The organism is Caulobacter sp. UC70_42, from assembly GCF_044056025.1.
Classification (GTDB): domain Bacteria; phylum Pseudomonadota; class Alphaproteobacteria; order Caulobacterales; family Caulobacteraceae; genus Caulobacter.
This window is the reverse complement of record NZ_CP171994.1, coordinates 165,514-189,077: the sequence shown is the minus strand read 5'-3', so window position 1 is coordinate 189,077 and position 23,564 is coordinate 165,514. Positions and strand designations below refer to the sequence as shown.

General features: G+C 68.5%; 19 protein-coding genes and 3 pseudogenes. 19 read left to right on the top strand and 3 right to left on the bottom strand.

Features of this window, described 5'->3' with window-relative positions:
* Window positions 1–11 precede the first annotated feature (11 nt).
* The 4 genes and pseudogenes from ACHMW8_RS01195 (at window position 12) to ACHMW8_RS01180 (ending at window position 2,156) form a co-directional block, all read left to right on the top strand.
* Window positions 12–440 (top strand): EF-hand domain-containing protein, encoded by a 429-nt coding sequence (locus ACHMW8_RS01195; RefSeq protein WP_395444508.1) that lies wholly within the window; start codon window positions 12–14, stop codon window positions 438–440.
* Between the two features lie 26 nt (window positions 441–466).
* A pseudogene (locus ACHMW8_RS01190) lies at window positions 467–1,034 on the top strand (RNA polymerase sigma factor).
* 13 nt (window positions 1,035–1,047) lie between these two features.
* Window positions 1,048–1,482 carry a hypothetical protein gene (locus ACHMW8_RS01185; protein WP_395444507.1) on the top strand — a complete coding sequence of 145 codons (435 nt, stop codon included), beginning with the start codon at window positions 1,048–1,050 and terminating at the stop codon, window positions 1,480–1,482.
* Window positions 1,479–2,156 carry a periplasmic heavy metal sensor gene (locus tag ACHMW8_RS01180; protein WP_395444506.1) on the top strand — a complete coding sequence of 226 codons (678 nt, stop codon included), beginning with the start codon at window positions 1,479–1,481 and terminating at the stop codon, window positions 2,154–2,156. Before ACHMW8_RS01185 ends, ACHMW8_RS01180 begins: the two co-directional genes overlap by 4 nt.
* Window positions 2,157–2,159: 3 nt before the next feature.
* Here the strand turns inward: ACHMW8_RS01180 and ACHMW8_RS01175 are convergent, their stop codons facing one another.
* The 3 genes and pseudogenes from ACHMW8_RS01175 to ACHMW8_RS01165 all read right to left on the bottom strand — a co-directional run bounded on the left by ACHMW8_RS01175 (window position 2,160) and on the right by ACHMW8_RS01165 (window position 4,271).
* A complete protein-coding gene (locus ACHMW8_RS01175; protein WP_395444505.1) occupies window positions 2,160–3,407 on the bottom strand; it encodes a dipeptidase in 1,248 nt (415 codons plus the stop codon).
* Between the two features lie 116 nt (window positions 3,408–3,523).
* A pseudogene (locus ACHMW8_RS01170) lies at window positions 3,524–3,688 on the bottom strand (JAB domain-containing protein); the annotation flags it as partial.
* A gap of 190 nt (window positions 3,689–3,878) precedes the next feature.
* Window positions 3,879–4,271 (bottom strand): helix-turn-helix domain-containing protein, encoded by a 393-nt coding sequence (locus tag ACHMW8_RS01165; RefSeq protein WP_062093426.1) that lies wholly within the window; start codon window positions 4,269–4,271, stop codon window positions 3,879–3,881.
* Window positions 4,272–4,338: 67 nt separating this feature from the next.
* Between ACHMW8_RS01165 and ACHMW8_RS01160 the strand changes: the two genes are divergently transcribed.
* The 15 genes and pseudogenes from ACHMW8_RS01160 to ACHMW8_RS01090 all read left to right on the top strand — a co-directional run bounded on the left by ACHMW8_RS01160 (window position 4,339) and on the right by ACHMW8_RS01090 (window position 23,539).
* Entirely contained in the window at window positions 4,339–4,995 is a 657-nt protein-coding gene (locus ACHMW8_RS01160) for a cation transporter (RefSeq protein ID WP_062093427.1), read from the top strand.
* 51 nt (window positions 4,996–5,046) lie between these two features.
* Complete coding sequence (locus ACHMW8_RS01155) at window positions 5,047–7,002, top strand: FTR1 family protein (protein ID WP_062093428.1); 1,956 nt, start codon at window positions 5,047–5,049, stop codon at window positions 7,000–7,002.
* A 215-nt stretch (window positions 7,003–7,217) separates the two neighbouring features.
* Complete coding sequence (locus ACHMW8_RS01150) at window positions 7,218–7,667, top strand: hypothetical protein (protein WP_062093429.1); 450 nt, start codon at window positions 7,218–7,220, stop codon at window positions 7,665–7,667.
* Between the two features lie 61 nt (window positions 7,668–7,728).
* Window positions 7,729–8,991 (top strand): TolC family protein, encoded by a 1,263-nt coding sequence (locus ACHMW8_RS01145; RefSeq protein ID WP_062097155.1) that lies wholly within the window; start codon window positions 7,729–7,731, stop codon window positions 8,989–8,991.
* Window positions 8,991–10,157 (top strand): efflux RND transporter periplasmic adaptor subunit, encoded by a 1,167-nt coding sequence (locus ACHMW8_RS01140; protein ID WP_099538406.1) that lies wholly within the window; start codon window positions 8,991–8,993, stop codon window positions 10,155–10,157. Before ACHMW8_RS01145 ends, ACHMW8_RS01140 begins: the two co-directional genes overlap by 1 nt.
* Window positions 10,158–10,189: 32 nt before the next feature.
* Window positions 10,190–13,435, top strand: coding sequence for an efflux RND transporter permease subunit (locus ACHMW8_RS01135; protein WP_062095852.1), 3,246 nt, complete (start codon window positions 10,190–10,192; stop codon window positions 13,433–13,435).
* A 111-nt stretch (window positions 13,436–13,546) separates the two neighbouring features.
* Window positions 13,547–13,897 (top strand): DUF190 domain-containing protein, encoded by a 351-nt coding sequence (locus ACHMW8_RS01130; protein WP_004616671.1) that lies wholly within the window; start codon window positions 13,547–13,549, stop codon window positions 13,895–13,897.
* A gap of 11 nt (window positions 13,898–13,908) precedes the next feature.
* Entirely contained in the window at window positions 13,909–15,933 is a 2,025-nt protein-coding gene (locus ACHMW8_RS01125; RefSeq protein ID WP_062095850.1) for a heavy metal translocating P-type ATPase, read from the top strand.
* A 136-nt stretch (window positions 15,934–16,069) separates the two neighbouring features.
* Window positions 16,070–16,522 (top strand): hypothetical protein, encoded by a 453-nt coding sequence (locus tag ACHMW8_RS01120; RefSeq protein WP_137803453.1) that lies wholly within the window; start codon window positions 16,070–16,072, stop codon window positions 16,520–16,522.
* Window positions 16,519–16,983, top strand: coding sequence for an SRPBCC family protein (locus tag ACHMW8_RS01115; protein ID WP_062095849.1), 465 nt, complete (start codon window positions 16,519–16,521; stop codon window positions 16,981–16,983). The genes ACHMW8_RS01120 and ACHMW8_RS01115 overlap by 4 nt, the downstream gene beginning before the upstream one ends.
* 84 nt (window positions 16,984–17,067) lie before the next feature.
* The gene (locus ACHMW8_RS01110) at window positions 17,068–17,433 is read left to right on the top strand and encodes a hypothetical protein (RefSeq protein ID WP_062095847.1); all 366 of its coding nucleotides are present in this window, start codon (window positions 17,068–17,070) and stop codon (window positions 17,431–17,433) included.
* A gap of 59 nt (window positions 17,434–17,492) precedes the next feature.
* Window positions 17,493–18,725 (top strand): TolC family protein, encoded by a 1,233-nt coding sequence (locus ACHMW8_RS01105; protein WP_066683571.1) that lies wholly within the window; start codon window positions 17,493–17,495, stop codon window positions 18,723–18,725.
* A gap of 11 nt (window positions 18,726–18,736) precedes the next feature.
* Window positions 18,737–19,915, top strand: coding sequence for an efflux RND transporter periplasmic adaptor subunit (locus ACHMW8_RS01100; RefSeq protein WP_062099737.1), 1,179 nt, complete (start codon window positions 18,737–18,739; stop codon window positions 19,913–19,915).
* Window positions 19,905–20,324: a hypothetical protein gene (locus tag ACHMW8_RS01095; RefSeq protein ID WP_062099738.1), complete on the top strand. Its 420-nt coding sequence runs from the start codon at window positions 19,905–19,907 to the stop codon at window positions 20,322–20,324. Before ACHMW8_RS01100 ends, ACHMW8_RS01095 begins: the two co-directional genes overlap by 11 nt.
* Window positions 20,321–23,539: pseudogene (locus tag ACHMW8_RS01090) on the top strand (efflux RND transporter permease subunit). Before ACHMW8_RS01095 ends, ACHMW8_RS01090 begins: the two are co-directional and overlap by 4 nt.
* Window positions 23,540–23,564 lie beyond the last annotated feature (25 nt).

The window sequence follows — 23,564 nt, the reverse complement described above, 5'->3', positions numbered from 1 at the left end:
CCTTGAGACTGATGATCGTACGCACCCTGATCGCCGCCGGCGCCGTAATGGCGCTGGGCGGACCCGCGCTGGCCCAGAACGCGCCCGCGAAAGCCGCGCCGACCGCCGCCGGCATGACCCTGGAGCAGTTCCAGGCCAAGAATAGCGACAAGCTGTTCGCGCGGTTGGACGCCAACAAGGACGGCAAGATCTCGCCCGACGAGTTCGCCGCCTTCCGCAAGCAGAACGCCGAGGTCGACGCCAAGGCGTCAGGCAAGGCCGGCAAGCGCGGCCAGCGCCTGTTCGCCCGTTTCGACACCGACAAGGATGGCTCCCTGTCGCGCACCGAGGCCGACGCCCTGCTAGCCTGGCGCTTCAAGCGCATGGACACCAACAACGACGGCGTCCTTACGCTGGAGGAATTGCAGGCCAAGGGCGGCAAGGCCAAGGTCGGGGTCTGATGGCGACGTGCGCGGCGGAGTGACGGTTGGCGACCGACGGGAACGATCCCGACGAAGCCTTGCTGGCGGGGGTGGGACGGGGCGACCCGTCCGCCGTCCGCGCGCTGCTGGACCGGCGCCTGCCGCGCATCCTGGCCCTGGCCAGGCGCATGCTGAACGACTCGGGCGAGGCCGAGGATGTCGCCCAGGAGACCTTCCTGCGGGCCTGGAAGCAGGCGCGGGCATGGAAGCCGGGCGCGGCGAGGTTCGACACTTGGCTGCACCGCGTGGCGCTGAACCTCTGCTACGACCGACTGCGGCGACGGCGCGAGATCGCGACGGACACGCCGCCCGAGCAGGTCGACACCGGTCCGGCGCCGGATGCGGGCCTGATCGGCGCCGACCTGTCCAGGCGCGTCGAAGCGGCGCTGGCGGCCTTGCCGCCGCGTCAGCGCGAGGCGATCGTGCTCTGTCATCACCAGGGGCTGGGCAATATCGAAGCCGCGGGATTGATGGCGATCAGCGTTCGAGGCGCTGGAGAGCTTGCTCTCCAGAGGTCGCCGGACGCTGAAGGCTTCGCTGGCCGACCTGGCCGGTACGGGGGCGGGGGGATGAAGGACGCATGGTCATGATGACGCTCGAAAGGTTCGAGGACCTGGCCGAGGCCTATGGCGGCGAGATCGCCCGCTGGCCGGAAGGCGAACGCGAAACCGCCCGCGCCCTGCTGGCGGTGAACGCGGCGCGCCTTGCGCCAGTGTTGAGCGCCGCCGCGCAGATGGACCGCCTGCTGGACCTGGCGCCCGCTCAGAGCGCCGACGCCGCCCTGCTGGGCCGGCTGGTCGCCGCCGCCCCACGAGCGCCCGACACCGCCCGCCGCTGGCTCGCCGGCCTCGGCGCGGTGCTGGGCCTGTCGGCCGCGGCCTTCGCGGGCATAGCCGTCGGTGTGGCGGTCGGCCGTCCGGAGGCCGCCGCGCCGGTCGTCGTGGCCGAGCAGCCGGTCGTCACGGCCGTCGATACCTCCTCGGCCCTGCAGGACGCCATCGCGGAGCCCTCCGAACTATGACGTCGCGGCCCTGGATCATCGCGCTGGCCGCCTCCGCGGTGGTCAATGTGTTCCTGATCGGCGGCCTGGCCGGCATGGGCTATGCGCGTCTGACGGCGCCGCCGGTCGCGCCGGCCATGGCGACCGCCCCGGCGCCGCGCACCGTGGCGCCGACAAGTCCTCCGGTCGTGGTTCCGGTCGCGCCGACCGAGGCGCCGTCGAAGCCGGCGCGTCACGCGACGGTCCGGGAGACGCCGCCATCGGTCGTGACGCCTCCCTCGCCGCCGGTCGAGGCGGTTCGGCCTCCGATGGACGACGCCGCGCCGGCGGCCCCGGCCCGGCCGCCCTTGATTTCGGCGGGAGACGTGCTCTCGCCTGACAGTCGCAAGGCGTTCCGCAAGGCGTTGGGCGAGGCCAACAAGAAGAACCGGCCCCTGACGCAGCAGGCCCGCGCCGAGCGGCAGGCGGCCCTGGCGGCCCTGGGCTCGCCCGGCTTCGACGCCGCCGAGGTGGCCAGGCGATTGAGCACCGCGCGCGCCCTGGATCTGCAGGCGCGCGGCAATGTCGAGGCCGCTCTGGCCAGCTACGCCGCCACTCTGACGCCGCCCGAGCGGGCGGCCCTGGCCGAGGGGCTGGCGCGGGTCTACGCCCCGGCCGCGGCGCGACGGGCGGCCTTCGAGGGGCCGCCCCGCTAGAGCCTATTTCCCGGCCACGCTCTTGGCGTAGGCCTGCGCCCCGGCGATGAGCCGCAGCACGTTGCCGCTCCAGATCGCCTGGATGTCGGCGTCGCTATAGCCCTCGGCCTTCAGGCGGGCGGTGATCTTGGGCAGGTCGGCCACGTCCTCCAGGCCCTCGACGCCGCCGCCGCCATCCCAGTCGGCGCCGATGCAGACGGCCTTGGGACCGGCGATCTTCAGGGTGTGCAGCATGCTGGCCATGAAGGTCTCGAAATTGGCGCGCGGCGGGAACGCATACTGGGTCTTGAGCGCCGCCATCTTGACCATCCGGGCCTTGACCTGGGCCTCGGTGGCCTCGTCGTCCAGCGGCCCCAGGGCTTTCAGCGCGGCCATCAGTTCCGGGCTCGGTTGCTCCGAGGCCTTCAGATAGACCGAGTTGATGCAGATCGCGCCGCCGCTGTCGGCGATCTTCTTGATGCGGGCGTCGTCGAGATTGCGCGGGTGGTCGAAGATCGCCTTGGCGCCCGAGTGCGAGGCGATGATCGGAGCCTTCGACAAGGCCACCGACTGGTCGACGATGTCGTCCGACGCGTGACTGACATCCACCAGTATGCCCAGTCGGTTGGCCTCGGCCAGCCAGCGCAGGCCCAGCGGCGAATAGCCATGCCAGATCTTGCCCTTGGGATCGGTCGAGCTGTCGGCGAACTGGTTGTTGCGGAAGTGGACCGGCCCGGCCATGCGCACGCCGGTCTTGTAGAAGGTTTCCAGCAGGGTCAGGTCTTCGCCGATCGGCCAGGAGTTCTCGATGCTCTGGAAGACAAAGACCTTGCCGGCCTTGTTGATCCGGGCGGCGTCCTCGGCGGTGTAGGCCAGCTCGAACTGGTCGGGATGGGCGGCGACCATCTCGCGGATCTCGGTCGCGCGGTTCAGGGCGAAGTCGCGCGCCTTGCGATAGCCTTCCGCCGTCAGCTCGCCCTGGCCCGTGTAGATGACGAAGAAGCCGCCATCCAGGCCGCCGGCCTTCATGCGGGGGAGATCGACCTGGGTGCCGTCTTCGGCGACCGCGTGACGGTCGATCATCGACCAGCCCTGGCGCGCGAAGTGCTCGGGCGTGTCCAGGTGGGTGTCCAGGGTCAGGAAGCCGTCATGCAGCGTCTTGATCGCCTTGGGGACCTCGGCGGGCTTTTCGGGAGCCTTCTTGTCGGCCGCGTGGGCGACCCCGGTCAGCAGGGCGGCCGAGCCGAGGAGAACGGTGAGCAGGCGGCGCATGCGGAGACTCCGGAACAACTTGCGGGCAAGCGGGAGCCGCGACGCTCAAGGTTTCAAGGCGAGGCGTCAAGCCGAGCTTGCGCGTCCCGTCCGGAAATTGACGTCCCGATCCGGATCTACATCAACCCCAGCGCCTTGAAGCTGGCCACGCCCTCGCGGCCGACCACCAGGTGGTCGTGGACGGCGATCTTGAGGGCCTTGCCCGCTTCGACGATCTGCCGGGTCATGTCGATGTCCGGCCGCGACGGGGTGGGGTCGCCGGATGGGTGGTTGTGCAGGACCCGATGTAAATTAGGTAAGTTATTGGATATTTTGAAGATAATTCCACCATCCGGCCGCCGATGGGGGCGGCAATCGGGGATGTTGCCATGCCGACCTATGCCTCGGTAGTTGGGCGCACATGATCTTACACGAGCGTCCATATTCAATCATCCCCGGCGCAAGACGACGAATGACCGCCCGCTGAGACGCCTAGCCCGCCAGCGCCTCGATCACCCGGCAGTCGGCGGCCCGTCCGTCGCAGGTCGCCGCCACCATCCGTTGCAGTTCACCGCGCAGGGTCTCCAGCTGGGCGATCTTGGCCTCGACATCGTCGAGCTGTCGCGCCGCCAGGGCGTTGGCCTCGCCGCAGGGGCGCTCGGGATTGTCGGAAAGATCCAGCAGATTGCGGATCGCCTCGACCGAGAAGCCCAATTGGCGCGCGTGGCGGATGAAGGCCAGGCGGCGGACGGCGTCCGCGTCATAGACCCGGCGATCATTGGCTGCTCGCCGGGGCTCCGGCAGCAGCCCGATCTCCTCATAGAAGCGGATGGTCGGGACCTTGACGTCGGCGGCCTTGGCCAAGAGGCCGATGGAAAGGGTCATGAGGTGCTCCTTAGTTTTGCAGATAGGCCCTTGATCCTCTAGTGGCTAGAGGATGCATGGTGGCCTCATGAGCGAATCCTGTTCCAGCAAACCGGCCGCGTCGGGCTGCGGTTGCGGAAGCGACGTCAAGTTCGACGGCGCCACGCCCGCCTATAGCCGCGCCCTGGCCTGGGTGATCGCCATCAACCTGGTCGGCTTTGTCGTGGTGCTGATCGGCGGCATGGTCGAAGGCTCGGCGTCGTTGTCGGCCAATGCGCTCGACTTCCTGGCCGACAGCGCCACCTACGCCATCAGTCTATGGGCCATCGGCAAGTCGGTGGGCATCCGCACCGGCGCGGCCCTGTTCAAGGGCGTCAGCCTGGGCCTGGTCGCCCTGTCGGTCGCGGGCTTCGCCGCCTGGCGCGCCTGGAGCGGCGCGGCGCCCTCGGGCGAGGCGATCTCGGCCCTGGGGCTGTTTGGCGCCCTGGCCAATCTCGTCGCCGCCGCCTTGCTCGTCCGCTATCGGGATGGCGACGCCAATGTCCGTTCGGTGTGGCTCTGCACGCGCAACGATCTGATCCAATGCCTGGGCGTGGCGGCTACCGGCGGGTTGGTCTGGCTGACCGGTTCGCGCTGGCCTGACCTGATCGTCGGCGTGCTCCTGGCCGGCGTCTTCCTGAGTTCGGCCTACCAGATCATCCGCCAGGCTCGCGACGAACACCGCGCCGACCTCGCGACTTCCTGACATATGCTCAAGCTCTTGCCACACGCGCCTTTTTGCGCCCATGGATTGATAATGATTACTGGTCTCAAGGGGCGTCTGGCCTCGATCCTTGGCGGGCTGCTGGCGGTCCTGATCTTCACGGCGGCGCCGATGGCCCATGCCCAGGAGGCCAGTTCCTCGCAAACCGCCTGGCGGCTGCTCGACTATCTGTCGGTCGACTACGCGGGCGCGGTGAAAGACGGCAAGGTCATCAGCCCGTCCGAATATGCCGAGATGAACGAGTTCGCCGGCCAGGTGCGTGAGCGCATCGCCGGCCTGCCGGCCACCAAGGCTCAGCCGGACCTGCTGGCTAAGGCGCAAAGCCTGCAAGCCACGATCGCCGCCAAGCAGGAGCCGGCCGTGGTCTCGGCCAAGGCCCATGCCCTGGCCAACGACCTCCTGGCCGCCTATCCCACGCCCCTGGCCCCCAAGCGCGCGCCGGACCTGGCGCGCGGCGCGGCGCTCTATGCGGAAAACTGCGCGGCCTGCCACGGCGAGACCGGCAAGGCTGACGGCCCCAACGCCGCGGGCCTGGATCCGCCGCCGATCGCCTTCGCCGACGCCGGCCGCGCGCGCCAGCGCAGCGTCTTTGGCCTCTACCAGGTGATCCAGCAGGGTCTCGACGGCACCGCCATGGCCAGCTACGCCCACCTGCCGTCCGACGACCGCTGGGACCTGGCCTTCTATGTCGGGCGCTTCGCTTTCAGCGACGCCGAGGCCGCCGTCGGCGAAAAGCTCTGGAACGAGGACGCCGCCGTCCGCGCCCGCTTCCCCGACCTGCAGACCTTGACCCAGACCACGCCGGCCGCCCTGGCCACCACCCTCGGCGAGACCAAGGCCCGAGCGCTGACCGCCTATCTGCGACGCCATCCCGAAGTCGTCACCCGCACCGGCGGCGGCTCGCTCGATGTCGCCCGCCAGAAGCTCGCCGCAAGCCTCAAGGCCTACGAGGCCGGCGACCGCAAGGCCGCCGCCGACCTCGCGCTCGCGGCCTATCTCGATGGCTTCGAGCCGGTCGAGCCGTCGCTGGGCGCGCGCGATCCGGCCCTGATGCGACGGATCGAAGGGGCGATGGGCGACGTGCGCGGCGCGATCGGTAAGGCCGCGCCGGCCAGCGAGGTCAAGAGCCAGATCGAGCGGCTCGACGCCCTGTTCGCGGCCGCAGGCAGAGCCTTGGCCCCGGAAAAGGCCAACAGCCTGTCGAGCTTCGCCGGCGCCTTCACCATCCTGTTGCGCGAGGGCCTGGAAGCCCTGCTGATCGTGGTCGCCATGATCGCCTTCCTGCGCAAGGCCGAGCGAACCGACGTGCTGCCCTACGTCCACGGCGGCTGGATCGCAGCCCTGGCGGCTGGTGGTCTGACCTGGGCCGCAGCGACCTTCTTCATTTCGATCAGCGGGGCCAGCCGCGAGCTGACCGAGGGCTTCGGTTCGGTGATCGCCGCCGCCGTGCTGATCTCGGTCGGACTCTGGATGCACGGCAAGGCCCAGGCCGACGCTTGGCAGGTCTATATCCGCGAGAAACTATCCCACGCGCTCTCCAAGTCGTCGGCGTGGTTCCTGTTCCTGCTGGCCTTCATCGTCGTCTATCGCGAGGTGTTCGAGACCATCCTGTTCCTGACGGCGCTGTGGACCCAGGGCGGGGCAGGGGCGGTGCTGGCCGGCGTCGGCTGCGCCGTCGTCGTCCTGGCCGCCATCGCCTGGGCCATGCTGCGGTTCTCCAAGCGCCTGCCGATCGGCAAGTTTTTCGAATACAGCGCCATCCTGATGGCGATCCTGGCGGTCGTCCTGGCCGGCAAGGGCGTGGCCGCGCTGCAGGAGGCTGGCCTCTTGGACCTGCACCCGCTGGCTCTGCCGCGCATCGAACTGCTGGGCTTCTTCCCGACCATCGAAGGCGTCGCCGCCCAGGCGCTCACCCTGGCCATCCTGGTCGGCGGATTCTGGTGGTCTCGGCACAGAGCCGGCGAAATGGGGGCAAAGAGGTCCGCCTAAGGGCCATCTGACCACTTCAAACGGGATGGGCAGGGCATCGAGAGAGATTTCGATCATGGCGCGACAACGCGGTACGGGCTTCTGTAGCTTTCCGCTTTGCCCCAGTTATCGCGAAGTCTTCGCCAGGTGTTTGTTGCCGTAATTGGAGCGCTCGGCAATGTGACACTATAACATGTAATCATATAACGCATTTCAATCTGGACTGAGCGGAGGTATTGCAGATTTCGATGGCTGGAATCGCGCCCCTTCGTCGGCAAGTCGGCAGATATGCCGACACGTGGCGCTCGCGCCGCGCGCCGTCCTCGCGATTCAGCTTCGGCAAGGCATGGGCGCTGTTCGTAACCTGCACGTTCATCCTCGGCATCGTCATCTGCGGACCTGCTGAGCACGCTGCGCTGGAGACCGAAACTCAGGTCGCCAGCCAGATCGTCATGTCGAGCGTCCAGGCGCCAGCATTGATCAAGACCGCTGGCGACCAGAAGACCCCCATCAAGAGAACGCTCACGGCCTGCACCGGTCATTGTTCGGCGCATGGCATAAGCTTGCCCGTGTCCTTCGCGCCCGAGATGATAGCGTTTGAGCATCGTGCCGTTTGGCTGGCCGAGCCGGATGTGGGCCTGCTCATCGATCGTTCCGTCCTGCTCGAACGTCCGCCTAGAGCCTGACGCGACCCTTCCGCCCGAGGAGGCGGACCGTTTGCGTCTCAATCTCTAGGAACACATCTTCATGACTCTCATCATGCGTGGACAGCTGCGTTTCGCGGCCGTGAGCGTGGTCGCGATTGTCGGCGCGTTGGCGTCCGCTCGCGGCGCGGCGGCCGATCCGGCGCCGCCTTTCAAGGACCTTCTCGCCCAGGCGCAAGCCAATGCCCCAAGGCTCGCCGAAGCCGCCGCCGGCGTGCGCCAGGCCGAGGGCCTGGCTCGTCAGGCTGGCGCTCGACCCAATCCCACCGTCGGGATGGAGATCGAGAACTTCAGCGGCAGCGGCGTCTATAGCGGCGCGAACAATGCCGAGACGACCTTTTCGCTGAGCCAGCCGCTCGAAGTCGGGGGCAAGCGCGGCGCGCGGGTCGCCGCCGGTCGGGCGGCTCTCGATGCTGCACGGGCGCGGCTGGTCCAGTCGAAGGCCGATTTCGCCTTCGCTCTGGCCGACGCCTACGCCCAGGCCGAAGCCGCCGAACGCCGGGTCGCCCTGGCCGAAGAGGCCGTGACGCTGTCCGACGAGACCCTGCGCGCCTCCCGAGCTCTGGTCGACGCGGGCAAAGAGGCCGAACTGCGAACCCTCCAGGCGCAAGCCGCGCTCACCGGCGCGCGCGCGTCGTTGGAAGAAGCGCGGGCCGAGCGGACGGGCGCCTTCTCGCGGCTCACCGCTCTCGTCGGATCGACCACGCCCTACACCTCGCTCAGCGACAGCCTGCTGACCAACCCCAAGGTCACGAGCCAGCCGGGCGACATCGACGCGCTGTCGACGCCCGCCGTTCTGGCGGCCGAGGCCGATCGCGAAGCCGCCGCCCGTCGCGTGCGCATCGAGCGGACCCGCGCTGTGCCGGACGTCACGGTCTCGGCCGGCGTTCGCCGGTTCAGCGGCGACGACTCCACGGCCTTGGTCGCGGGCGTGTCGCTTCCGATCCCGGTCTTCGACCAGAACCGCGGCAACATCACCGCCGCCCAAGGCGAGCTGCAGGCCGCCGAGGCTCGGCTCAATGCCGCGCGGTTCGACGCCGAGGCCGACATCCGCACGGCCCGCTTCCAGCTGGGCGCGGCCCAGTCGCGCGCCGACGCGGCCGGCCAGGGCGAAACCAGCGCCGCCGAAGCCTTCCGCCTCACGCGGATCGCCTACGAGTCCGGCAAGGCCCCCCTTGTCGAACTAATCAATGCGCGCCGGTCCCTGGCCGAAGCGCGTGACCAAACCATTCAGGCCCAATTGGCGCGCGTTCGCGCCGAGGCCGACCTGGCGCGCCTGCAAGGCCGCCTCTTCGGAGATCGCTGATGCGCAAGTCCAACTCCTCGAACCGGCAGTTGCTGCTGGCCGGCGCGGCCGTGGTGGTCGTGGCGATCGCCGCCTTCTCGGTCGGCAAGATGTCGGGCGGCAAACCCGCCGAGACCGCGACCGCTGAAAAGCCGGCGGCGGCAGCTCCCGCGGCCGGACCCCAGAGCCTGTCGATGGGCCCCGAGCGCATCACCGCCTCGGGCGTCCAACTGCAGACGGTCAACACCGGGGGCCTGGCTTCCGAGGTCGTCGCGCAGGCCACGGTCGAAGCCGAACCCGGTGGGGAGGCGGCTCTGACCGCCCGCGCCGCCGGTTCGATCACCCGGATCACCAAGCGCCTCGGCGACCCCGTGCGGGCCGGCGAGACCCTGGCCCTGGTCTCCAGTCGCGAGGCCGCCCAGATCTCAGCCGACCGCAGCGTGGCTTCGGCCAGGGCCGACCTGGCCCGCAAGAACCTGGCCCGCGAAAAGCGCCTCTTCGAACAGAAGGTCAGCCCGCGTCAGGACTACGAGACGGCTCAGGCCGAAGTCGCGGTGGCCGAGGCCGAGGCCCGTCGCGCGGCCACGGCCGCCGGCGCCTCGGCGGTGTCGGGCGGCTATGTCGCCGTCATCAGCCCGATCAACGGCCGCGTCACCGCCATGACCGCCAGCCTGGGCGCCTTCGTGGCCCCCGAGACCGAACTCTTCCGTATCTCCGATCCGGCCAAGATCCAGGTCGACGCGTCGGTTACCGCCGCGGACGCCCGCAGGGTCCAGCCCGGCGACCAGGCGATCGTCGAGACGACCAGCGGCGAGACCCGCACCGCCGTCGTGCGATCGGTGACCCCCGGCGTCAACGAGGAGACCCGCAGCGCCACGGTGGTCCTGACCCTGACCGGGGGAACCGGCGCGCTGCAGCCGGGCCAGTTGGTCCGCGCCCGCATCACCTCGCGCCAGTCGACCTCCAGCGGGATCGTCGTCTCCGAGGAGGCTGTTCAGAACCTGAACGGGAACGACGTCGTCTTCGTCCGGACCAAGGAGGGCTTCCGCGTGCAGCACGTTCTGGTCGGCCAGCGCAGCGGCGGCCGGGTGGTCATCGTCGACGGCTTGAAGGGGGGCGAGACCGTAGCGGTCAAGAACGCCTTCTTGCTGAAGGCAGAGCTCGGCAAGAGCTCGGAAGAAGACTGAACCCCTAACCGCTAGTCCGGAGACACGCCGAAATGATCGGTCGCTTACTCTCGATGTCGGTGAAGGGGCGTTGGTACGTCCTGCTTCTCACCGTCATCATCGCCGCCCTCGGCACATGGCAGCTGACCAAGTTGCCCATCGACGCCGTTCCCGACATCACCAACAAACAGGTGCAGATCAACACCGTGGCCGGCGCGCTTTCGCCGGTCGAAATCGAAAAGCGGGTGACCTTCCCAGTGGAAACGGCCCTGGCCGGCATCCCGGGCCTGGAGACCACCCGCTCGATCTCGCGCAATGGCTTCTCGCAGGTCACCGCGATCTTCTCGGAGAAGACCAACCTCTACTTCGCCCGCCAGCAGGTGGCCGAGCGTCTGACCCAGGCCGGCGACAGCCTGCCCGCTGGGATCCAGCCGCAGATCGGGCCCGTCACGACGGGTCTGGGCGAGGTTTACATGTACTCGGTGGAGTACGCCAATCCGGGCGGCAAGGGCGCCAAGGTGCGTGACGGCCAGACCGGCTGGCAGAGTGACGGCGCCTATCTGACGCCGGAAGGCGAGCGCCTCACCGACGCCACCTCGCAGGGCGCGTACTTGCGCACCATCCAGGACTGGGTCGTTCGTCCGCAACTGCGCACCGTCAAGGGGGTGGCCGGCGTGGACTCCATCGGCGGCTTCCAGAAGCAGTACGTGGTCGAACCCGACCCGGCCAAGCTCGTGGCCTACGGCGTCTCCTACACCGACCTGGCCAAGGCCCTGGAAGGGGCCAACCTCTCGGTCGGGGCCAACTTCATCCAGCGCGCCGGCGAGGCCTATCTGGTCCGGGCCGACGCGCGGGTTCGCACGCTCGACGAGATCCAGAACGCCATCATCGCCACCCGTCGCACCGTACCCGTCGCCGTCAAGGACGTCGCCACCGTGCGGGTCGGCGGCGACCTGCGCACCGGCGCGGCCAGCAAGAACGGCGAAGAAGTGGTCGTCGGCACCGCCCTGATGCTGATCGGCGAGAACAGCCGCTCGGTGGCCAAGTCGGTCGGCGACAAGCTGGTCGATGTTCGCAAGGCCTTGCCGAACGGCGTGGTCATCACCACCGCGCTCGACCGATCGGTGCTGGTCAACGCCACCATCAAGACCGTCGAACGCAACCTGACCGAAGGCGCCATCCTGGTCGCCGCGACCCTCTTCCTGCTGCTCGGCAACGTCCGCGCCGCCTTCATCGCCGTGCTGATCATCCCGCTGTCCTTCGTGATGATGGCCATCGGCATGAACGAGCTGAAGGTGCCGGGCAACCTGATGAGCCTGGGGGCGCTGGACTTCGGCCTGATCGTCGACGGCACCGTCATCATTATCGAAAACTGTCTGCTACGGCTGGCCGAGCGCCAGCACCACGAAGGCCGGCTGCTGCGTCTGCCCGAACGCCTGGAGACCGTGCTTCGCGCGGCCCAGGAAATGATCCGTCCGACCGTCTTCGGCCAGGCGATCATCTTCCTGGTCTTCGCTCCGCTGCTGACCTTCACCGGCGTGGAAGGCAAGACCTTCTCGCCGATGGCCATCACCATCATGCTGGCCCTGGGCGCAGCCTTCATCCTGTCGCTGACCTTCGTCCCGGCCCTTGTCGCCATCCTGATGCGCGGCAAGGTCTCGGAAAAAGAGGTCAAGCTGATCGCTGTCTCCCGGCAGCGCTATGAACCCGTCCTCAAGCGCGTGGTCGATCGCCCCTGGCCGTTCATCGGCGGCGCGGTGGCGCTCTTCCTGGTCGCTGGCGTGGTCTACACGACGCTGGGCCAGGAGTTCATCCCGCAGCTCGACGAAAAGAACGTCGCCATGGGCTCGCTGAAGATCCCGTCGACGGCCCTGGAACAGTCGCTGACCATGCAGCGCCAGGTCGAAAAGAGCGTCTCGTCCCTGCCCGAAGTGGAGATGATGTTCTCCAAGACCGGCACGGCCGAGGTCGCCACCGACCCGATGCCGCCCAACGCCTCGGACGGCTTCATTATCCTGAAGCCCCAGAAGGAGTGGCCCAAGGACGTCGCCAACAAGGCCAAGGTCGTCGAGCGCATCGAGGGCAAGGTCTCGCCGTTGCTGGGCAACAGCTTCGAAGTCACCCAGCCGATCCAGATGCGCTTCAACGAGCTGATCGCCGGCGTGCGTGGCGACGTCGCCATCAAGCTCTACGGCGACGATCTGGACAAGATGAGCGCCACGGCCGCCAAGATCGGCGCGGTCCTGCAGTCGATCCAAGGCGCCGAGGGTGTCCGTGTCGAACAGGTCGGCGGGGCCCCGACCCTGGACGTCAAGTTCGACCGCGCCGCCATCGCCCGCTTTGGGCTCAGCATCGACCAGGTGGCCGACACCGTGGCCACGGCCATGGGCGGTCGCCAGGCCGGCGACGTCTTCGAGGGTGATCGCCGCTTCGACATCACCGTCCGCGTGCCGATGACCCAGCGCAACGACCTCGATGCCCTGGGCGCTCTACCGGTCATGCTGCCGGCCGGCGAGAACGGCCTGCAACGGTCGGTGCCGCTGCGGGAGCTGGTGCAGTTCCGCTTCTCGGATGGTCTGAACCAGATCAGCCGCGAAGACGGCAAGCGCCGGGTGGTTATCCAGGTCAACGTTCGTGGCCGCGACATCGGCTCGTTCGTCACCGAAGCCCGCAGCAAGGTCGACGCCGTCCAGCTGCCGACCGGCTACTGGCTGACCTGGGGCGGCCAGTTCGAGAACCTGAAGGCCGCCACCCAGCGCCTGTCGATCGTCGTGCCGCTGTGCTTCGCGCTGATCTTCCTGGTGCTCTACATGGCGCTGGGCGGTTTCGGGCCGGCAGCCTCGGTGTTCGCGGCCATTCCGCTGGGACTATCCGGCGGCGTGTTCGCCCTGGCCCTGACCGGGATCACGTTCTCGATCTCAGCCGCGGTCGGCTTCATCGTGCTGGCCGGCGTGGCCGTCCTCAACGGCCTGGTCGTTATGACCAGCGTCCGAGAGCGGCTCGACGCCGGCGTGCCCGTCGCCCAGGCGATCTATGAGGGCTCGGTCGAACGCTTCCGCCCGGTCCTGATGACGGGCCTGGTGCCGGCCATCGGCTTCATCCCGATGGCCCTGGCCAGCGGCACCGGCGCCGAGGTCCAAAAGCCCCTGGCCATGGTGGTCATCGGCGGCCTGATCACGGCCACCGCCGTGACCCTGCTGGTCCTGCCCGCCATCGCCAAACTCATCCTCCAACTGGGGTCTGGTCGGAAGACCCCAGACGAGGGACCGGCCGCGTCGGATTTGAGCACGACGCACTAGCCGGGGCGCCGGCGCGGCCCCTCAGCCCCCACAGCGTCGCGCCGGCGCATCACCTTCAACCGTCCCGAGCGAACAGCTCTCACGGGCCGTAATCATCAAGAGGAGACGCCTATGCAAACCCCCGGACAAGCCGTCCTGCTCCGCATCTACACCGACGAAAACGCCCTGGTCGGCGATCGCTCCCTGATGGACGTCATCGTCCAGCGCGCCCAGACCGCGCGTCTGGCCGGCGCCACGGTCCTGCGCGGCCGCAAGGGGTTCGGTGAATCCGCACGCATGCACGAGCCGCGCCCGCTCGACTTCAACGACAACCTGCCCGTGGTCATCGAGTTCGTCGATGAGGAAGCCCGCCTGCGCGAGTTCCTGACCAAGCTCGACGACCTCAAGGACATCGGCCTGGTCACCTTCGAGAAGGTCGAGGTCCTTCGCTACGGCGGCCATCACGTCGAGCCGCACCGGTAGGAGCGAGCATTATGACCAGCAAGTCTGCGCACGATCATAAGGGCCACGATCATGGCCCGAATGACGACCACAAGCACGGTGAAGGGGAGGGCGGCCACGGCCACGCCCATGGTGGGCTTTTCGGCGAGCGAACCGAACTGATCTTCGCCCTGCTGTGCGGCGCGACCCTGCTGGTCGGCTGGCTCATCAGCCTCAAGGCCGATGGCTGGATCCCGCTGGCCTTCTATATGGCCGCCTACGTGTTCGGCGGTTGGTTCACCCTGACCGAGGCGATCGAAAACCTGCGCAAGCGCAAGTTCGAGATCGATACCTTGATGCTGGTGGCCGCCGCCGGGGCCGCGGCCCTGGGGCAATGGGCGGAAGGCGCGCTTCTCCTCTTCCTATTCAGCATGGGTCATTCCCTGGAGCATTACGCCATGGGCCGGGCCCGCCGGGCGATCGAAGCCCTGGCCAAGCTGGCCCCCGAGCGGGCCACGGTTCGCCGCGACGGCAAGACAGAGGACGTCGCCGTCGAGGCCCTGGAGATCGGCGACATCATCCTGGTGCGGCCCAACGAGCGCATCGCCGCCGACGGCGTCGTCGTAGCCGGCGACAGCAGCGTCAACCAGGCCCCGGTCACCGGCGAAAGCGTGCCGGTCGACAAGCGCGCCAGCGCCGATCGCGACCTCGACTTCGCCAAGGCCAGCGCCGAGTACCGGGTCTTCGCCGGCACCATCAATGGCGCGGGCGCGCTCGACATCCGCGTGGCCCGCAAGGCCGGCGAGAGCACCCTGGCCCGCGTCGTGCGCATGGTCGCCGAGGCCGAGGCCCAGCGTTCGCCCACCCAGCGCTTTACCGACCGGTTCGAGAAGGTCTTCGTGCCGGCCGTGCTGGTGCTGGTCGCGACCCTGATGCTGGCCTTCCTGGTGCTCGACGAGCCGTTCAGCCGCAGCTTCTACCGCGCCATGGCGGTCCTGGTAGCCGCTAGCCCCTGCGCCCTGGCCATTTCGGTGCCCAGCGCCGTGCTCAGTGGCGTGGCCCGGGCAGGGCGCGGCGGCGTCCTGGTCAAGGGCGGCGGTCCCCTGGAAAATCTCGGAACGCTGACCGCTCTGGCCTTCGACAAGACCGGCACCCTAACCGAGGGCAAGCCCAAGCTGACCGATATCGTCCCTGCCGAAGGCGTCGATGAGGCCGAGCTGCTCGCCATCGCCGTGGCCGTCGAGGCGCTCAGCGACCACCCGCTGGCGGCCGCCGTGGTGCGCGACGGGGAGGCCAAGCTGATCGGCCAGGCCCATCGTGAAGCCACCAACGTCAAGAGCCTGACAGGGCAGGGCATCCAGGCCCAGGTCGATGGCAAGGACGTCGTGATCGGCAAGCCGGGCCTATTCGAAGGCGACCAGAAAGACCTGCCCGTATCGGTCTGGAGCGATGCCAAGCGCCTTGAAGCGCGCGGCCGGACAGTGGTCGTCGTCCGCTACGGTGATCGTTTTCTCGGCGTGCTGGGCCTGATGGACACCGCCCGCCCCGCGGCCCGCGACGTTATCGTTCGCCTTCGCTCGCTGGGGATCACCCGCATGATCATGCTGTCGGGCGACAACCAGTCGGTCGCCGATGCGATCGCCCGTGATCTGGGTCTCGACGAAGCCCGCGGCGGCCTGATGCCGGAGGACAAGGTCGAGACCATCAAGGCCCTGCGCCAGCACTACGGCAAGGCCGCGATGGTCGGCGACGGGGTCAATGACGCCCCGGCCATGGCCAACGCCACCGTCGGCATCGCCATGGGCGCGGCCGGCTCGGACGTGGCGCTGGAAACCGCCGACGTCGCGCTGATGGCCGATGACCTGACCCATCTGCCGTTCGCCGTGGGCCTTAGCCGCAAGACCAGCGCCATCATCCGCCAGAACCTGTGGGTCAGCCTGGGCATGGTCGCGGTGCTGATCCCAGCGACCCTGTTTGGCCTGAAGATCGGCGAGGCGGTGATCTTCCACGAGGGCTCGACCCTTCTGGTGGTGGCCAACGCGCTGCGGTTGCTCGCCTACAAGGACCGCCAGGCATGAATGGCGAAGAACCTCGCACCGAAGCGTCGGACTGGGCCCGCCGATCGGCCCGCCGTGCGATAATGGCCCTGGCTGCGGCGATGCTTCTGCTCGTCATGTCGATTGGGGTTTTGGCGATCGACCTGGAGCATCGAACATGAACCGACAACACTTGCGCCACCTAGGCGGAAAAGGAATTGGGCTTCTGATCCTGGCCTTTTCGGGCGGGGCTACTGCAGACACGATCGAAAAGCCCATCGTGCTCAACACTCAGCGGGGCTTCGCACTTGAGTCGGTCCGCGCCATCGCCGAAGGTGAGGGGGTCCGTTTCCATGGCGCGATCTGTCGACGGTCCATAGGATCCTCGCCGCGGATCATCCGAGCGGATCGTCTTGACGCGGGTGGAAACGTCATCAGCACGGCGACGCGTGTCCTGTGGGGCCTGCGTGGGCGCGAGCGCCATTGCATTTTCTTCGACCTGCCGACCCCCGGCCCGGTCATGTCAGGCGAGCAGTTTCGGGTCTGTACGCTTTCCACCAACCGTCCGTGCCCGCAGCCTGTCTCGGCTGCATCGAGCTCAAGCGAGATGGCGACGAAAGGCCGCCCATGATCATTGAATCTGAGATCGATATCGCCGCCCCCCCCACTAAGGTCTGGCGAACCTTGTCGGAGTTCGGTGGCTACCCGCGTTGGCATCCTCATTGGGAAATCGACGGCGTCCCCATTCGGGGCGCCAGCGTCTACATCCGTATCGGCTCCAATCCGGAAAAGCGTCTGAGGGTCAGGGCTCGGGTCATTGGCATGGCGCCAGGCGAGGAGATCGCCTTCCAGTCCGGTCCATTCTTCGCGCGATCGTATGAATACTTCCACCTGGAGCGCAGCGCGCGCGGCACGCTGCTTCGCCACACCAACAAGATAACCGGCCTAGCGGCGCTGCAGTTCAAGTTTAAGGCCGAGCGCGAAAAGTTGATCAGAATCTATAGCTTCCGCCTGGACGCTCTTTCGAAATACGTGACCACCAGCACGCCGCTGCGAGCGGTGACACGGGCCCGTCCGCGAACTCGGATCTAACTCTCACTGCCGCGCTGATGCGCCACGCCAAGTGTATCTTGTAACGTATTTCCTCGACGCATCACGGACGCTATAGGCCCTTACATGTTCGATGTGGCGACATGGCTGAAAACCTGGACGGGAGCGCTTCTAGCGTGCCTGCTGGTGCTCGCCGTAGCTGCGCCATCATTGCGTTCAGGCTTATGCTCGGCCGACTCCCTGTCGAGCAAGAAGACGAGCGCCGTCGCCGAGGCCACGACCTTTGCCCAGGCCAATGACCAGGATCCCGCAGACCTGGCCGACGGCGAGGTCTGCGGGATTGGCCATTGCCATCATTCTCCGTCGCTGATCGGGCTCGCCACGGCCGGGCAGACCTACGTCTCCGTCACGCGCATCCGCCTGACTCCAGCGCCGCCCCACATGCCGCTCTCGCGCATGCCGGACGGCCCCAACGAGCCCCCTCGAGCCTGACCCTGGCCGCGCCCTCGCGCGCGTAATCGCCTTCGTCAGTTCTCACATAGGGACCTCTCATGCATTCCCGCTATGCTCGGTCCGCCGCCATTTTCGGCGCGGTCCTGGCGCTTGCCGGCAGCGGCGCGCTTTCGCGCGCGCTCGCTGAGCCGCTCACCCTGGACGCCGCTATCATGCGCGCCCAGACCCAGTCACCGCTTGTCACGGCAGCCGAAGCCTCGGTGAAAGCGGCTGAGGGCCGCGCTCGCCAAGCCGACCTGATGCCAAACCCTGAAGCCGGCCTCCAATCGGAGAACTTCGCCGGTTCGGGCCCCTATGGCCGCTTCGGCGCAGCCGAAACCACGGCCACCATCAGCCAGCGCCTGGAGCTGGGCGGCAAGCGTCGCACCCGCGCCGCCGCCGCCAACGCCGAGGTCGACGCCGCCCGGATCGGCTTCGTCATCGCCAAGGCCGACCTCACCCAAGAAGTCAGCGTCCGTTATGCCGAAGCCCTCGCGGCGCAGGATCGTCTGGCCCTGGCCCGAGAGACGGCCACCCGCGCCGAAGGCCTTTCCAAGGTCGCCGGCACGTTGGTCGAAGCCGGTCGCGAGCCGCCCCTGCGGGCGTTGCGGGCTGAGGCGGCCAGCCGTGAGGCCGCCGCCGCCGTCATTGCCGCCGAGGCCGAGGCCGCAGCCGCGCGCCGCGCTCTAGTAACCCTCTGGGGCGATGCGGCCGAGACCATCGAGCTGGTGCGGTCCCCGCAGCCGGCGACGCCGGTGATGGCCACGATCGATCCCGGCGAAACCCTGGATGTGCGCCAAGCGCGCGCCCAGCTGGAGACCGCCCGGGCGGTGATCGATCGCGAACGCGCCGCTGGTCGTCCGGACCTCACCGTCCAGGCCGGGGTTCGGCGGTTCGAGCAGACCGGGGACTCGGCGATGATCGTCGGCTTTACCGCCCCGATCCCAATCTCCAACCGCAACCAGGGTACCGTCGCGGCCGCCCGCGCGGACGCCACCGCGGCCGAGGCGCGCGAACGCCTGGCCCTGGCGCGCTCGGTTCGGGCCGTTCGGGACGGGGAGGCGGCATTGCGCGCCGCCACCGCCAGGCTGGAAGTGCTCGACAGCAAGGTCGTGCCCCAGGCCCAGACCGCCGTCGACCTGGCGCGAGGCGGCTTCGAGGCGGGGAAATTCTCGCTGCTCGAAGTCCTAGACGCGCAAGCCGCCCTGACGACCGCCCGCACCGAACTCATCGCCGCGCGTCTCGACCGCGCCAAGGCGCTGGCCGCGCTCGAACGCGCCGCCGCCCAATAGGAAAGCTCACCATGAAATCCAACGATCGAAAGACCCTGCTGACGGCCGTGGCGGTCAGTAGCCTGCTGGCCGCTGGCGTCGGCGCGCTGGTCGGCAAGTCCCTGCTGTCTTCGCCGGCCAAGGACGCCCCCGCGGCCGAGGCCAAGGAAGACCACGCCGGCGAAAAGCCCCACGTGGGCATGACCGCCGATCGCATCGTCTCCGATGGCATCCAACTGTTGACCCTCACCGGCGGCGGCCTCGACGCCGCCGTTTCGGCCCAGGCCACCGTGGTGGCCACGCCCAACGGCGCGGCGATCCTGGCGGCCCGCGCCGACGGGGCTATCGTCCGCATCAACAAGCGCCTGGGGGACCCCGTCGCCGCCGGTGAAGTGATCGCCGCCATAGAAAGCCGCGACGCCGCGGCCATCAGCGCCGACCGTAGCACCGCGGCCGCCAAGGCCGCTGCCGCCCGCCAGGCCCTGGTCCGCGAGCAGCGCCTGTTCGACGCCAAGATCACCGCTCGCCAGGACCTCGAAGCCGCCCAGCGCGAGGCGGCCATCGCCGAGTCGGAGTTGCGCCGCGCCAGCGGCGCCAGCGCCGCCGCCGGCGTCAGCGGCAACGGTCGTACGTTGGCGGTCACCAGCCCGATCTCCGGCCGGATCACCGCCGCTAGCGCCACGCTCGGCGCCTATGTCACGGCCGGTTCCGAACTCTTCCGCGTCGCCGACCCGGGCCGCATCGAGATCCAGGCGGCCCTGCCGGTCGCCGACGCCCAGCGCGTCAAGCCAGGCGACACGGCCATCCTGGAGACCGCCAGCGGCTCGGTGAACGCCACGGTGCGCAGCATCACGCCAGCCTTGGACGCCGAGAACCGCTCGGCTACCGCCGTGCTGGCCGTCAGCGGCCGCGCTCCGATGTTGACACCCGGCCAGGCCCTGCGCGCGCGGATCACCCCGCGCGGTCCGGCCGCCGGCCCAGAGGGTCGCATCTCCGCACCCGATGAAGCCGTCCAGACGGTCAATGGCGCGGAGGTCGTCTTCGTCCGCACCAAGGAGGGCTTCGAGCCGCGCCCGGTCCGGGTGGGCCGCCGCGGCGGCGGTCACGTCGAGATCCTCTCGGGCGTGCGCGCCGGCGAGCAGATCGCCGGCAAAGGCGCCTTCCTGCTCAAGGCCGAACTCGGCAAGGGGGAGGCGAGCCATGAGGACTAAGGTCATCCTCGCCGTGGCCGCCCTGGCCGCGAGCTTCACCGCCTCGGCCGCCGTGGCCAAGGATAGCGTGACCATCGACCGCCTCGGCGGTCGGGAGGTCGAGATCATCACTGCCTCGGCGCGCGACACCGCAAGCGGTCTGCGTGTCTTTGGCCTGATCCGGCGCGCGTCTGGTGCAAGCCTGCCACCTGTCACCGCTCACCTCGACATCAGCGCCTACGATCCTGACGGTCACTGGGCCATCACCGTGCCCACACGCCTGGCCGCGCTCAGTCCCCAGCGCATGGATCGCGAACCGGCTCGCTACGAGGCGACCTTGCCGCTGGTGCAGCGGGCGTCGGTGACCAGGCTGCAGGTCCGCTACGCCGCCAAACCACACGCCATGGAAACCGGCGAGGTGGCCCGATGATCGGCCGCATCCTCGACCTTTCCGTTCGCTTCCGCTGGGCGGTCATCGCTCTGGTCACGCTGGTCGCGGCCCTGGGCGTCTACAACCTCGTGCGCCTGCCGATCGACGCAGTGCCCGACATCACCAACAAGCAGGTGCAGATCAACACCGTCTCGGGGACCCTGGCCCCGGCCGAGGTGGAAAAGCTCGTCACCTTCCCGGTGGAGACGGCCATGGCCGGCATCCCCGGTCTGGAGTCGACCCGCTCGATCTCACGCAACGGCTTTTCCCAGGTCACCATCGTCTTCAAGGAAAAGACCGACATCTACTTCGCCCGCCAGCAGGTGGCCGAGCGCCTGACCCAGGTGCGCCAAAGTCTGCCCGCCGGCGCCGAACCGGCCATGGGCCCAATCTCGTCGGGTCTCGGCGAGGTCCTGATGTGGACCGTGGCCTACGAGCATCCGGGCGGGAAGGGCGCCGAGGTCACCGACGGCGCCCCGGTTGGCAAAGCGATGGAACCTACCTGACCTCTACGGGCGAGCGACTGTCGGATTCCACAGCCCAGGCGGCCTTCCTGCGCGAAGTGCAAGACTGGATCGTGCGGCCCCAGATGCGTTCGGTCGCGGGCGTGGCCGGCGTCGACTCCATCGGCGGCTTCGAAAAGCAGTTCATCGTCCAGCCGGACGCTGTGCGCATGGCCTCGCTGGGCGTGTCGTTCAACGACCTGGCCAAGGCCCTGGAGGCGGCTAACCTCGCGGTCGGCGCCAACTTCGTCGAGAAGGGCGGGGAAGCCTTCCTCGTCCGCGCCGACGCCCGCGTGCGCACGGTCGACGAGATCGCCAACGCCACGGTCGCCGCGCGCGAAGGCGTTTCGATCCGCGTCCGCGACGTCGCCGTGGTCAAGCTCGGCGGCGCCTTGCGCACCGGCGCGGCCTCGGAGAATGGCGAGGAGGTCGTGGTCGGCACCGTCCTGATGCTGACCGGCGAAAACAGCCGCACCGTGGCCGGCGCCTCGGCCGAGAAGCTGGCCGAGGTCACCAAGAGCCTGCCGCCCGGCATCAAGGTCCAGGTGGTCTACGACCGCTCCAAGCTGGTCGGCGCGACCATCAAGACGGTCGAGAAGAACCTGACCGAAGGCGCGCTGCTGGTCATCGTGGTGCTGTTCCTGCTGCTGGGTAACTTCCGCGCCGCCCTGATCACGGCCCTGGTCATCCCGCTGTCGATGCTGATCACCGCGATCGGCATGAACAAGCTTGGCGTCTCGGGCAATCTGATGAGCCTGGGCGCGCTGGACTTTGGCCTGATCGTCGACGGCGCCGTCATCATCGTCGAGAACGCCCTGCGGCGCCTGGCCGAGCGCCAGCACCACGAGGGCCGTCTCCTGACCCTGTCGGAGCGTCTTGGCGAAACCCGTGAAGCCGCCCGCGAGATGATCTCGCCCACCGTCTATGGCCAGGCGATCATCCTGTTGGTCTACGCCCCGCTGCTGACCTTCACCGGTGTCGAGGGCAAGACCTTCTCGCCGATGGCCATCACCGTGATGCTGGCCCTGGCCGGCGCCTTCGTGCTGTCGCTGACCTTCATCCCGGCCATGATCGCCATCTTGATCAACGGCAAGGTGGCCGAGAAGGAAGTCGCGCCGGTCCGTTGGACCAAGTCCCGCTACGAACCGGCCCTGCGCAAGGTCGTGGCCAAGCCCTGGCCTGTGATTGGCGCGGCGGCCGGCATCTTCGTCGTCGCCGCAGTGACCTTCGGGTTCCTGGGCCGGGAGTTCACGCCTCAGCTCGACGAGAAGGACATGGCCGTCCAGGCCCTGCGCATCCCGTCGACCTCGCTGGAACAGTCTCTGCGCATGCAGCGGCGGATCGAGCGCGTCGTGGCAGGCTTCCCCGAAGTGGCCTTCGTCTACTCCAAGACCGGCACGGCCGAGGTCGCCAGCGACCCCATGCCGCCCAACGCCTCGGACGCCTTCATTATCCTCAAACCCCAGAAGGAATGGCCCAACAAGGGTGAGACCAAGGCCGAGCTGATCGGCCGTATCGAGAGCAAGCTGGAAGGCCTGACGGGCAACGCCTACGAGTTCAGCCAGCCGATCCAGATGCGCTTCAACGAGCTGATCGCCGGTGTGCGCGGCGATGTGGCCATCAAGGTCTATGGCGACGATCTCGATGCCATGAGCCGAACGGCCGAGGAGATCGCCACGGTCCTGCGGACGGTGAAGGGCGCGGCGGACGTCAAGGTCGAGCAGACCTCTCGGCTTCCCGACCCTCGACGTTCAGCTCGACCGCGACGCCATCGGCCGCCTGGGCCTGACGGTCGAAGAGGTCGCCGACACCCTGGCCGTGGCCATGGGCGGTCGCGAGGCCGGCCTGGTCTTCCAGGGCGACCGCCGCTTCGACGTGGTGGTCCGCCTGCCGGACGCCAGCCGCAACGACCTGGACGCCGTCGGCGCCCTGCCGGTGATGCTGCCGGAACGGGCCGGTGGCGGGGCCCGCGCATCTGTGCCGCTGCGCGACGTGGCCAAGTTCTCCTATTCGGAAGGCCTCAACCAGGTCAGCCGCGAGAACGGCAAGCGTCGCGTCGTCGTCCAGTCCAATGTTCGCGGCGCGGACCTGGGCTCGTTCGTCACGCAGGCCCAGCAGAAGGTCGATGCGCAGGTCAAGCTGCCGGCCGGCTCCTGGCTGGTCTGGGGTGGTCAGTACGAGAACCTTAAGGCTGCCCAAGGCCGCCTGGCGCTCGTGGTCCCGCTCTGCTTCCTGCTGATCTTCGGCCTGCTCTATATGGCCTTGGGTGGCATCGCGCCGGCCGCGGCCGTGTTCTCGGCCATTCCGCTGGCCTTGGCCGGTGGGGTGTTTGGCCTGGCGCTGCGGGGCATCCCGTTCTCGGTCTCGGCCGCCGTCGGCTTCATCGCGCTCTCGGGCGTGGCGGTGCTGAACGGCCTGGTGATGATGACGGCCATCCGACAGCGCCTGGCCACCGGCATGGCGCTGGAGAAGGCGATCATCGACGGGGCCATGGAACGCCTGCGGCCGGTGATGATGACCGGCCTCGTCGCGTCCCTGGGCTTCGTGCCCATGGCGCTGGCGACGGGCACCGGCGCGGAGGTCCAGCGCCCGCTGGCCACCGTCGTCATCGGCGGCCTGATCACGGCCACGGCCCTGACCCTGTTCGTGCTGCCGGCCATCTGCCGGTTCGTCCTGCGCAAGGCCGAAATCCGGAGTCCTGAACACAGCTGAGCCAAGGGCGGCGCGCCGAGCAGGT